10 protein-coding genes and 1 pseudogene are annotated in these 12,390 nt (G+C 42.0%); 4 read left to right on the top strand and 7 right to left on the bottom strand.

What is annotated here, in order from left to right; all coding sequences use genetic code 11:
* Positions 1-45: 45 nt before the first annotated feature.
* Positions 46-1,005, bottom strand: coding sequence for a GGDEF domain-containing protein (locus OKB77_RS00975; RefSeq protein ID WP_058055680.1), 960 nt, complete (start codon positions 1,003-1,005; stop codon positions 46-48).
* Positions 1,006-1,842: 837 nt separating this feature from the next.
* On the opposite strand from OKB77_RS00975, the gene OKB77_RS00970 reads away from it, so the two are divergent.
* On the top strand, positions 1,843-3,408 hold the full coding sequence (locus OKB77_RS00970) for a sensor domain-containing diguanylate cyclase (protein ID WP_270816813.1): 1,566 nt from the start codon (positions 1,843-1,845) through the stop codon (positions 3,406-3,408).
* A 372-nt stretch (positions 3,409-3,780) separates the two neighbouring features.
* Here OKB77_RS00970 and OKB77_RS00965 read toward each other — a convergent pair whose 3' ends face one another.
* Positions 3,781-4,233: an antitoxin Xre/MbcA/ParS toxin-binding domain-containing protein gene (locus OKB77_RS00965; RefSeq protein WP_223849330.1), complete on the bottom strand. Its 453-nt coding sequence runs from the start codon at positions 4,231-4,233 to the stop codon at positions 3,781-3,783.
* Between the two features lie 111 nt (positions 4,234-4,344).
* Here OKB77_RS00965 and OKB77_RS00960 point away from each other — a divergent pair, with 111 nt between their 5' ends.
* Both OKB77_RS00960 and OKB77_RS00955 read left to right on the top strand, forming a co-directional pair.
* Positions 4,345-4,536 (top strand): hypothetical protein, encoded by a 192-nt coding sequence (locus OKB77_RS00960; RefSeq protein ID WP_058059819.1) that lies wholly within the window; start codon positions 4,345-4,347, stop codon positions 4,534-4,536.
* Positions 4,537-5,131: 595 nt separating this feature from the next.
* Complete coding sequence (locus OKB77_RS00955) at positions 5,132-5,539, top strand: H-NS family histone-like protein (protein WP_042024860.1); 408 nt, start codon at positions 5,132-5,134, stop codon at positions 5,537-5,539.
* A 397-nt stretch (positions 5,540-5,936) separates the two neighbouring features.
* Here OKB77_RS00955 and OKB77_RS00950 read toward each other — a convergent pair whose 3' ends face one another.
* The 3 genes and pseudogenes from OKB77_RS00950 to OKB77_RS00940 form a co-directional block, all read right to left on the bottom strand.
* Complete coding sequence (locus tag OKB77_RS00950) at positions 5,937-6,764, bottom strand: Fic family protein (RefSeq protein WP_270816860.1); 828 nt, start codon at positions 6,762-6,764, stop codon at positions 5,937-5,939.
* Positions 6,765-6,830: 66 nt separating this feature from the next.
* A pseudogene (locus OKB77_RS00945) lies at positions 6,831-7,064 on the bottom strand (DUF4172 domain-containing protein); the annotation flags it as partial.
* Positions 7,065-7,673: 609 nt separating this feature from the next.
* Positions 7,674-7,820: a DUF3289 family protein gene (locus OKB77_RS00940; RefSeq protein WP_270816812.1), complete on the bottom strand. Its 147-nt coding sequence runs from the start codon at positions 7,818-7,820 to the stop codon at positions 7,674-7,676.
* Between the two features lie 277 nt (positions 7,821-8,097).
* Between OKB77_RS00940 and OKB77_RS00935 the strand changes: the two genes are divergently transcribed.
* Positions 8,098-8,970, top strand: coding sequence for a hypothetical protein (locus OKB77_RS00935; RefSeq protein ID WP_270816811.1), 873 nt, complete (start codon positions 8,098-8,100; stop codon positions 8,968-8,970).
* Here OKB77_RS00935 and OKB77_RS00930 read toward each other — a convergent pair.
* On the bottom strand, positions 8,956-11,457 hold the full coding sequence (locus OKB77_RS00930) for a DEAD/DEAH box helicase (protein WP_270816810.1): 2,502 nt from the start codon (positions 11,455-11,457) through the stop codon (positions 8,956-8,958). The genes OKB77_RS00935 and OKB77_RS00930 overlap by 15 nt on opposite strands.
* Positions 11,454-12,353 (bottom strand): HamA C-terminal domain-containing protein, encoded by a 900-nt coding sequence (locus OKB77_RS00925; protein ID WP_080602644.1) that lies wholly within the window; start codon positions 12,351-12,353, stop codon positions 11,454-11,456. The genes OKB77_RS00930 and OKB77_RS00925 overlap by 4 nt, the downstream gene beginning before the upstream one ends.
* Between the last annotated feature and the right edge of the window lie 37 nt (positions 12,354-12,390).

The following is a 12,390-nucleotide window of genomic DNA, read 5'->3' as shown; positions in this document are numbered from 1 at the left end:
ATCTAGAGTTACAACGCCGAACGACATAGAATGAATCGATGCCTATTATGAACGCAGCCCTTTGCATACATACATCTCCTCATCTGCTTGCCGGAGTAGTTGATCTAAATCAGGTGGAATACTAGCATCGTAAATAACAATTCCTAAGGAGCATGACAACTGGTATGGCTTACCACTATGACTATTGAAGTCATCTATTGCATGATTCAGCCGCTCTTTAATTCTCTGACAATGTTCACTACCAGTGCCAGGTAAAAGGACAACGAATTCATCCCCACCAAGGCGAGCGAATATATCAGCATCGCGGAATACTCGGCATAACAACTCGGCAATATGTCGCAACGCGTCATCGCCAATGTCATGACCAAACTTATCGTTAATTAGTTTGAAGTGATTTAGATCTAAAAAAAGTAAGGCCGCTGGGTGTTTTACACGAAATGCATATTTCAAACTTTTTTCGGCGAGCAGCATGAATCCTCTACGGTTAGTTATCCCCGTCAATTCATCTATGGTTGCTCTCTGAACGGCTTGTAACTCACTCTCAACCATGGATGCCAAATCAGCTAACAGCGCTTGGTCTCGTGGGCTAAAACCCCTGGGTTTAGAGTCTATGATGCACAATGTACCCAGCTTCAAACCGTTCCCAACTTCTAGTGGATGGCCTGCATAGAAGCGAATGTGTGGTTCCCCCGTGACTAAGGGGTTGTCAGAAAATCGTGGATCTTGGGCCGCGTCTTCAACTACAAACAGTTCTTCACCGAGAATTGCATGACCACAAAAAGAAATGTCTCGCGGTGTCTCCAATACCGGCAACCCACAACATGACTTGAACCACTGTCTGTTTTCATCCACCAATGAAACCAATGCGATGGGCACATCAAACATGTTGCGAGCCATCCTGGTAATCCGGTCAAAACGCTCCTCTGCGGGGCTATCAAGTATCGCTAAACGGCGCAATGCGTCTAAGCGAAGCGGTTCGTTATCCGGTACTACAGGGCTTTGCATCAACATCTCCTTGTTGTGTGGGCACTGTACGCTGCCAACATATACTGTGCATCTGTAGATCTGATGTACTGACAGTATATTACAGTAGGTAGACCTATGATTTCGAGCCATCTCATCTTTGATGACAGGAGCAGTGTTTGCACTCTTGGTAGCGTGGTTGTCGCTCGCTCGACAAACAAGAGCTCGCCTAGAATCCCCCTAGTTTTATTCGACCATCCTAGCAAAAAGCCATTCCGCAGTTAACTTGTTTGTCATTAATGAACTAACCTCATATCATCAAGTCTCCCAGTTTTTGCATCTGGATGTTTCACGATGGTCAGAGTCATTTTTCAAGCCAAGGTACATACCTCCGTTGACTCAGGCGGGTGGGTCGAAGTCCCACATTTATGCTTGCAACACTGCGTTATAGAGGACTTTAAGGCTCACCCTCGCTGGAGAAGATCCATCTCATCTTTAGAGCTGGATGAGATTCTCGAACAGCACACCACTAGGTTGTTTGGGGAGGCCAGGCGATTAGATCTGAACACTGTGCCTGAAGGTGTCTCTGTAGATGTGTTCGGGGCTTTGGCTATTGTTACTATAAATTTGATGCAGTGTGACACATACCATTGAAAATATAATATATTCAGACACTTATGACTTTAAAGCTCAGGCCATCGTCTTCATCGTAGACAAACCTTAACGTTCAGATTGTATGAACGGTAGTAAGTAGTTATCGAGCAAGTCGTCCTGAGGGGGCTCGTTCAGGTTCGAGGAGGGTGATCACAATGATGGGCTCATTTAAAGCTTTCTGGTATGGTTAGCCCATCAGATTTTTTCAGACAGGATGTCTGTGTAATGAGTGATAAAACCCAGTGGAAAACATGGTCATTGATTTCCCGCATGCGTCTTGGGTTAGTTCTGCTTTTCGTCCCCATATTAATTCTCGGGGCCATTTATTACTATCATATGACCGTCACTCTGCAACGTGATTTACAGCAACAGTTAGTATCCAAGAATGATCAACTTCATAATGTTTTGATTAAGCCATATATTGATACCCTCACAACACAGTTTGAGCTTATCTATCGCAATGTTGATTATAAAGACTTTATAGATAACAAGATCAAACATCAGTCTGAATACTTAAAGGACTGGCGGCGTTATCAGGAAACTGCTGGGCTACAATACATCTATGTTGGCACAGAGCATCGACAATTGCTTGTTCATCCTGAATGGCAACCAGACTCAAATTTTAACCCACGCATAAGGCCATGGTATCAACTTGCCGTTAAAAATAAAGGCAAGATGGTTTGGACTGAACCATATTATGACTACATTTACGGAACGCTATCCCTCTCATTAGCTAAAACAATTGAAGACCCGACAGGGAAGTTAGTTGGTGTCTTTTCAATTGATACATTACTTCAACCTATATCAAAGTGGCTTAATTATAAGCAAGATGCTGGGTATCAGATGTTGGTGAATGGGGCTGGTAAGATGCTAGTTCATCCTGATAAAGAACTAATGTTTACTCCCATGAAAGATATGACCTGGCTTTCAAAGTTCACAAAAGAAAAAGGCGTATTCCATGATAAAGAATCTGGGATGTTTGTGGCATATAACAAAGTCGATGGTCAAGACTGGATCTTGGTTAGTGTTGTTCCAGAATCTACATTACAAGGTGTCATTGAGAGTGTGTCGCTTAATGTTCAAGGTGTCATCGCGCTAACATGCATCCTTTATTTGTTACTCGCATTGTCATGGTCTCGTTATTTTCAACGCATGCTCAATGAGCTATACAATGTTATAAGGTCAAGTCGTAACAATTCATTAAAATCACCTAAGAATAGAATGGTTGAGTTATCACATGTGTATGACGAAGTGGCAAAATCGACACATGAATTATCAGAAGCTCGCTTACAGGCTAATGTTGACCAACTGACAGGTTTATACAACCGTAGATTTTTTGACATAAAGCTTTCTCAGCTATTAAAAAAGCAAGAGCCATTTTATTTAGCACTGTTAGATTTAGATGACTTTAAAAAAGTGAACGATACGTTCGGACACCAAACTGGTGACTCTGTATTAAAAAGAGTAGCGAAACTTGGCAATTCAATTTTTTATGAGCATGGCTGGTTCTGTCGATATGGTGGAGAAGAATTAGCTGTATTGTTTGAAGTGGGCTCTGGGAACTTGGCGATATCTTTACTGGAGGCATTAAGGCATGGTGTTGAGCATCTGGACTGGCGTGAAGATGCTCTTCGAGTAACACTCAGTGGTGGGGTTGCTGTTAGTAAAAAAGATATTAGTGCAAAAGAGCTTATAAATGCAGCTGACATTCAGGTTTACAACGCTAAACGCGATGGTAAGAATCGAATTTACGAGTGCATATCAATAACTACTCTTCATGACACCATGTAGCGTGAATCCCATATGATTGATATATATGCAAGAAATAAATTGAAGTTTTACTATTCAGTGCCTTAGGCACTAATTTAACCAGTTATTGTAAGGGTATCTCCTTCGATAGAATTCGTTATTAGATTGTTATGACCTTCAATTATGAGTGTTTATTGATGAAATAATAGCCGTGGGTGTACAAAACTGGTTTATCTTCGCTGCGTAGCAGCGGAATAATGGTGAGCGGCTTAAATTTCATTGAAGCTCTCATAATTAGTAAATGGACAGTTTTCCGAATTTTTCAAGTGGGGTAAATGAAATAAATTTCAAAAAATGATGAGATTGGTTGTTTTTGAAGCATTCTGTGGGGATTCGCCTATCAGAACCCTCGATTTAGTTGCACACCCCATGCTGAATCCGTCCCACCAAATTCACAACAGCCTGAACCCCCATCGGTGTATTCAGCAATGTGGCTGGAGCCACGCCACCGAGGCCCCAGGCTGGTCTGTTTAGCCATGACAACGCCTTGGCAGTATCGTTCTTGTTGAGGGATAGTGCCGCATTGAGGGCCTGTACAACGCCGTATACCCTGGCACCCTGAGAGATTGATAGGGGAGCCCCAATCCTCAGCTTGCGAGCAACAGTGTGGCGGCTAATGCCTGCTAAGCGGCATATCAAACCTATGTCTGCACTCATCAATTCAGCCAGTCGATGAATGATGCCAGGAGCAACGCCAGCCACGATCCATAGATGTGCTCCTAGTGGGTCACGAGGAATACCAAGACCTTCTAGGAGACGGTTCGGAGTAACTGCGTCACTACTAGGATGATAGGTTGCATAGGGCATCATGTAGCACTCCTCATTGTACAAACACGACCTCTCATGAGCTATCCTACCCCAAACTGTCGTTTTGAGTGGAAAATTAACAACCAAATGCCCCTGCATTGAGGAGGGCTGATGACCGAGTTGGTCTGTACTGAACCAGGTTTAGGCATTGAGCTGGGGACTACTTTTCAGGTTCTATCGGAGAACGGCTCTGAATGGGAAATCCTGTTGGGGAATGAATACCGCAGGATCAACAAACGCAGCGGGCGCGTTACAGGTTGGAAAACACCTCCAAAATTTGAGTGCAAAGGCATCCAAAAATAACATATCAAATAAGTGCTCAATGCTGGTTATGCCAGTAATAATGTTGACTAGCGGCTTCACCTTTCATAGAATCAAGGCACAGGGAGATTCGCTACCCTAAGTGCGAAGTTGAAACAAGGGAGAGTCGCTACCCTGAGTGCGAAGTTGAAAAAATGCTGAAACCCTGCCTCGTTGCGGGGTTTTTTGCTTTCTGGAGACATGGATGTGTAGTGGCCTAGTCATCCAAGACTTCCTCTTAAGTTAAGAGGGGCGAAGTGTCTGGATCCTCAAGGGGCAAATCTAAAATTTCTTATCATCGACTCATTCTGTGAGCCAATGATATTGTCCTATCGGCTCATTTCGTGAGCCGAACAAGATCCTTCATCGGCTCATCTGGTGAGGTGGTCTCAACGCTCACTACCACTTGGATTTAATTTTTAGCTACATATTTTCATAGCAGATTGGAGCTAGGCCAATAAGTAGATCCAAACGCAATTTAGCTCAGGATTTTTAAATGATGCTTTTTCGAATCATCTTGGTGCCAAAAACAGTGGAGCTGATGCTGGGATTGAGAGATAATTTTCCTGATATAAAAATGTGATACATGAGGATAAAAATGAACGATTTTTTGAAAATACTGATGAATATTCGTAGTCTGCGAGCTGCATTGCGCGAGCTCTCTTTCGAGCAGCTGGTCGAAATCAGAGAAAAATTCGAAGAGATTTTTGCTGAGCGTGAGCAGCAAGAGAGCAAATTGAGAGAAGAGTCCGCTGAACGCCTGCAAAAACTGGCTGAGTTTACCGAGCTGCTGAAACAAGCGGGCATAGATCCGAGTGAGCTTGTTGGTACTGCAACCACTGCAAAAGCAGAGGGTACAGTAAAGAGCAAGCGCGCTCCTCGTCCTGCAAAATACAAATACACCGAAGACGGTCAGGAGAAAACCTGGACTGGCCAAGGTCGCATGCCCAAGACCATCGCAGAAGCAGTGGCTAATGGTCGTGCATTGGAAGAGTTTTTGATCTAGTGCTGAGAGCCCATGCCAGCTCGGCGTGGGCCTTTAATTCTATCTGTAGTAGGAGCACCGTATGGGGAGGACATTGGAGGATATGATTTCATCCGAATCACCCGAGGTTGTCCAGAGAGCCAAGGCTCTGGCCGAAGAGCAACTGGTACGTCTCAGTGTGACCAAACTGCTTTCAAATCTCGGGCCTGGTGATGTTCCTACAATAGATCCCGATGTTCTCGATAGTTTGTTATCACTCAAAAGATTAGTTGAGAGCCATGACTGTCGGTTAAGTCTATTCGTTCATATGCCTGACGGCACACATCATGGCGTCAACATTTAACTAAATAGCGTCATTGGTACGTTAATCGCAGATTTTATCTACCAAATAAAAATAACACCCCATGGCGATGCTTTTTCAAACTCCCTCGGTGTGCAAGCGGATCTGATAGCGTGTATTGCGTCCGCCACCAGGTAATTTCTCAATGCACCCCCTACCCACCAATTCGGCCAGATGGCGTGTAGCCGTCGCCTTGCTGACTCCGGCGACTTTTTGATATTGGCTGGCGTTGATGCCATTTTCAAAACCTTGTTGGCCGCCATCCAATAAACGGTTAATAACCTTGGTTTGCTCTGGACTCAGACCATCATGACAGTGCTGCAACCAGAAATGTTTTTTGGCAAGAGAACGGTCAATAACCTGTAACGCCAGCTCTATGGAGTAATCCAGTGTGTCGAGGAACCAACATAGCCAGGAGGTAATATCCAGCGTGCCCTTCTGTGTTGACTCAAGCGCTCGATAGTAGTCACCCCGCAGTTCTAGAATGGCAACTGACATGGCATACAGCTGGATGCTGTGGCTGTCAGCCTGTGACAGCGCGAGATCGGTCAGTGCCCGCGCTAACCGCCCATTGCCATCATCAACGGGATGCAGGGTCAGAAACCAGAGATGGCTGATTGCCGCACGAAGGAGGGGATCCATCGTGGGGTCATGCCGAGTCTGGTTAAACCAGGGGATGAACTCGGCCAGTTGATCGTCCAGAGTTGCTCTGGGTGGTGCCTCAAAATGCACTGTGGGGCGATCAACACGCCCAGAGACAACCTGCATCGGCTCATCTCCTCGCAACTGCCCTACGTTCAGTCGCTGCACCGACCATTCGTTGGCGGGGAACAGCCAACGATGCCATTGGTAAAGTCGTTCAATTGTCAGTGGTTGTTCATGGTTGTCGATGGCATCCAGCATCATGGCCGCGAGCCCCTCTGAGCGCTCCGATACTGGATAGGACTGAGTTTGTGAACCTCCTAACCGCCTATCCAGAGAGGAACGCACGGATTGTGCATTGAGGCGTTCGCCTTCGATAGCGGATGAGGCGATGATGTTAGCAAGTAACATATCTAACGTTTGGTCGGGGTTCCCCAACCTGGAATGACTACCTAGTAAAATTCCCAGCCTGCGTTGAACACGCCGTAATCTGGGCAATATCTCGCTATCCCGCCAACGAAAATGGGGCCAGTCAGCTTGTTGCCAAATCCAAAATGGTTCCATTATTTCCTCATCCAACGTGCTAGGGTCTCAATAATGAGCCGACCCTGCCCATCATTCAGCTCAATGTTTGAGCCGAATATAACACATGCAGCAGAACAGCAGAGCTGGTAATGAGGATGGAGATACAGGCTGAAAATCTCAGACCGGAGCTAATGAAAAACTGGATGTATTGCTGCTGTGTGGCGCTACAGCAACCAGTAGATAGACAAGGCGGGAGCTCGTTTTCGTTTCTAATGGTTCTTGTGAGCTTGCAGCTTGCGCTGCATGAAGCCACCCCCAAGAAGATGCCATTAGGTCTACTCATTCATATACCTGACGATACTCACTAATATTGAGATGCCAGTCTAAGCCACCAGAAGAGAAGGATAGAACCACCGAGTAGATTGCCTGCCAGGTATTTCCAAGAGCGATCTGACAAGAACAAAATCGCCCCCAGTATCGTTATCAAACCCCAGAGATAGGGCATGAGCAGTACATATAGGCCAGTCAGTGAGTATTCATCATTAAACCAGTCATAGACAGGCTGAATGAACAGGATCGATGCATTCAAGAGGTGATAGAGCATGAACAACACGAATACCCATGTTCTCTCTGTCTTCACTGCTGCGCTCACTTTAGTTCCCCTTGGAATGGATAGCTGAGTTCAATGACGGTCAAAAATGGCTTGTAGGCAAAGCGTTTGTAGTGTTGAAGAACAAACCAGCTTCTGAAACCGGACGCTAGGCCGTATAGCTGGCCTCTTCTGGCTACATACATATTTACACATTTCGATGTAAATTGAGAGTATATTCATAGAAACTACAAAAGCACTTGATTAAAATAGATGGATGTAAGTGCATTCATGTTTTCATTCTAGCAAAAAGTCTTGAGTAAAATTAGAGGCGTTATTTGCATAATACATGAAACTATAAAAATAGTTCTTATATGTTTTACAATCAGCTATACCCATGCTACTATTCACTGTGTATTTATACAGCTCTCGCTTGTTGAGTAATTCATCTTTTTAGAAAGATATATGTCCGAGGTTAAAATTATGAGTAAAATGAAGAAGGCTATAAGTGTTCTTTTCTTTTCCATAGAGGCCAAAGACTCTTTTTTTAATGATTTCATTTCGAATGTGATTGCGAATGTGGACAACGCCCTTCCTACAAGGGTATTCAATGTTAGGGATAAAAAGTATCTGCTTAAAACATCCATGCTCCCAGGCTCATCAGGAAGGGATGAATATTTTATAACTGTAGTAAGAGAGAGAAACACTTGGCAAGTTAAAGCAAGTAGAGATGGTAAAATTTCAGGCACTGCATCAAACCAGGGTATAATTGGTGACCCGTATTTTTTCTTTATCGCCCCAAAGGCAAAAATTCTACTTGGATTTACGTCTGGCCCTAATGGCAGCCTAAAGGGGGTCGGAAAGGCTTTATTAGAGCAGTTCAATTATGACCGAGGAAATAGTATAAGGCTGAATTTCATTCCAAAGGAGAAAGAGTTCTCCACACTGAAGGAGTTACCTGAATATAGCAGTCTTCACTTCAAAATAAATTCCTCATCATTATCCGATGTGCCTGATGACGCCCCAAAACTTATCAGAGATTTAAGTTCTGCTCCTTATATCGAGAGCAATATGCAGTTGGCATTAGACCTTGTGTTTGATGAGTCATCAAATTCTGCCTTTTCAAAGGATAACTTGCTTGAGATTGTCAGCTATCTATCCGAGCATGATGGATGTACCGTACTAAAAGTTAAAGGTGTCAGTAGCGATGGCTCCCCAATAAGCTTAGACTTTGGAAACGCATTTTATAACTACCGGACAGAAATTCAAACACGACAAAAATTTATTGATGAAGAATCATCAATAAAAGTGTTAGATGCCGCCATGCTCGACTATCGAAAGTCATTCAGAAGCTAGCAACTTAAGTAATTCCTTCTTTATTATTGGATGAATGGTTGACATCTGGTTAGTATGATAAAGCTCTAGAAGAGCATTCGCTGAATGTAACTCAATATCTCTTGGAAGCACTTGATGAATTTCAATTGCCGCCTCTCTAGATAAACCAAAGTTAATTAGACTTATTATTCTGTCATCACTGGCACCGACCTCTATGAATGAGTGAAGTTTTACGCTTGATAAGTCTACCCCTTTCTTCAACAATACTGTTGAAAGCAATACTTGATAGCAGCGTAGTGCATTTGAAAGACGAAAGGTTATGTCGTTATTGATAACCCTTATTACATTTCTAACTGATGTGTTAACGCTCGTTGCTTGCTCTATATTGGCTCTATTCCAATTGATTTGTTCTGTTATAATATCCTTTAATCTTTTTCCCTTAATCCACTTCTTTGTTATTAGGCATATATAATCGAGTGGATAGTTTTCAGTTGGGATGTAGATGCCAAACTGCTGTAGTTTACTGCTAACCCTAAGTAATGTTTCATATAACTCTGCTGATTTTGGATGCGGTAAAATCCAGTCATCATAAGACGACAATGCGTTTAGATAATCAAATAGCTTATTTTGTTGAATATAGCCAACAGTAGGGCTAGCCTCAAGCGTAAATGGAGTGATTCGTAACTTACCATACGCCATCTTGATCTCTCGCTCAAGAAGGGATAAATCTTGCCGACTTAACTGAAGTTCATTAGCACTGAATGTTTTATCCAATTCATCCCGAGCATACTCTTTGATTAGTTTATTAGATATCATGTAGTAACGATATTGGTTTTCTTCATCATGAGGATACCTACCCTGAAGAGCGCTAATGACATTAGATAAGTCTTCGTTCAGAGTTTTAAAATATGTTGGTATCTTTTCCTCTTTGCCTTGCTCATCATCAAAATAATCGTCAAACTGCCAAACGTCAGGCTGAACCATAAATACATTGCCAGAAAAGTGTTGCAGCATTCTTCCTGCTCGGCCCGTGATATTGTTAATTTTTACATCTTCAACTCGCTCTGATTTCTGATTCATTATTGGCTGTATTGGATTCTTCATGAAAAGATTTTTAGCTGGCAGATTAACACCCTCAGCAAGGGTACTCGTACATGCTATATATTTTATATGATCATCTTTAGCTAGGTTCTCTACCATAATTCGAATAGAGCTAGGTAATGGGCCATAGTGAAACGCAACCCCCTTCCTTAGATTATTAGCAAGTGAAAAGTCACTATGAATAAACTTTTCTACGTAGTCAGCAGCCTCACTCAACAATTCATTATCAAGATTTTGAGGAATCAGTTTGGCAATGTCATCTGCAATTTTCTCACAATCAGCAGTTCTGCTTCTGTATATTATATTGCTATGTCCATGCCCCAACTTAAATACAATATCCGCCAAGTTTTTATCCTTGAATCCTTTGGGTATTGTTTTAACATTATTTGAATTATGCCTAGATATAACTAAAGACTTCCCCTTCGGCATAACCGATATTAAAATCTTCGACACTGGTGAGTGGTTTGTTATTTCTTTTTTGAATTCAATCTCTCCAAATATTGTAGAAAATGCATCTTGGTAGTTTTCAGCTGGCATGCTGATGATTACTTGGGGGAAGCTATCTTCAAGCAACCTCTCTATCGCAAGGTGGAGTAGTACCCCCCTGCTTTTATCTGAGATATTGTGTGCTTCATCTATAAATAGATAGTTGAAATATATATCACCACGCTGTAGAAGCTCATATAGCCTTTCTTGAGTCATGACAAAGAAAGTCTTGCTCCCAAAATCACCTTCTTTAGGTACGGAACAGATTTCAATATCGTTCTCTACATTGTTATCTTGGGCTAATTTATAAAGTTTCCCAGCAACTTCCGAAATCAATGCCCTAGTCGGTACGACTATAGCTGCAAATGCGCCATCAGACTCAGCGAGCCTCTTTAATAGATAGCTCAGAATAATATGAGTCTTACCAGCAGATGTTGGTGCAACAGTTAATCTATCTTCATCTGAAGATAGATTAACCCATAAAGAGCGCTGATAGTCAGTTAAAGGAAAATCGAGGTCGTCGACAGTATTCAAACGCTCTCTGAAATCCATTTGAGCCTCTGAATAAAAGTTGTATGAAAAATTCACACTAGGATATCTTTTACTCAAGAGCTTGATATTCGGAAAATCCCCAGCGTTAGTGAACATATTTCGTGCGATGGGGACTAAGTCTGGATACTGGTCGGCACAAATATCTAATAAAATTGAAAGTATAATTGCACCTTCATTTCTTATTTTTTCGTCACTAGACTTATAGAATACTTGAGCTGATGTTATAAGTTTTTTTACTTCCTCTCTTTCTACGAGTTCGGTAGTTCCTGTTAACCATAAAACATATGATCCGAACAAACTATTGCTTGCCTCTATATATCCATTACTTCCTTTTATTTTAGCTGCAAGCTTAGTAGAGAAGTCACTCATTTTTTTATCCCGAGATATGCTTTAAAATCATCGACCAATACATCGACACAAGAAAATGGAAGCATGATTAATGCTACCTCTTCTATGTTCGAGCCATGATGCTCAACTTGATGATAAAAATCACCAATATAGGCAAGAGCCAGCTCACTATATTTTACAACAAAATCATCCTCTGTAACCGCTTGACCAATGATCTCCGGCTCAGCAAATCCAATGAAGCAGGGGGAGTGAATAAGTTCTGAAATGTCATTTTCAGAGAACGGATCTAGCAGATTTAGAAGCTTTTCTTCTAGTTCAGAATCTATATTAGGAAAGTCCATGTAACTTTCCAATAAGTCAAACTCATCACTATATTTATCTTTGGCAGTCTTTATAGATTTAGCTGCCTCTGATGCTGCACTTTTAAAACTTTTATAAAGCTTTGACTCACCTAGATATAATCTGAATTCGCCATTTATATACTGGCCATGTACGGCATCAGCACCGAAAACTGGCATTCTAGGATTTGTTTTTAAGGATATCTTACTTAGTATCTTTGGTGCTTTAAAGTAAACATCCAAAAGAGTAAACAGGATTAGCTCTCCTAATTCACCTTTTGCTGTTTTCTGGCTTATTTTTCTTATCGCACGATCAAATAATCGCTTTGCGCTATTTGTGTCCTCAATACCAAGCTTCCTCTCAATTTCACGACAAGAAAACACAAAATTATATAATATGCCATTTTTTATTTTTTCAAAAAACTCGTCATGACTACTAACACCATTTTTAATTGGTAGGTAGACTAATAATGTTTTAACTTTTCGCCCATCACTCAGAACATGCGTTACATTTACTTGTTTTAAAATATTTTTTATTTCTTGATGGTTTTTTAATTGTGGTTGAAGGTAAGCTTCCATAACAGTGCCTATCAGCCAGTGATAGAAAAGATACTAC

Origin of the sequence: Aeromonas sp. Y318-3 (assembly GCF_027706185.1) — a bacterium.
GTDB lineage: Bacteria > Pseudomonadota > Gammaproteobacteria > Enterobacterales > Aeromonadaceae > Aeromonas > Aeromonas veronii.
Note: the sequence above shows the minus strand (reverse complement) of the source record. Positions and strands in the feature narration are given on the sequence as shown.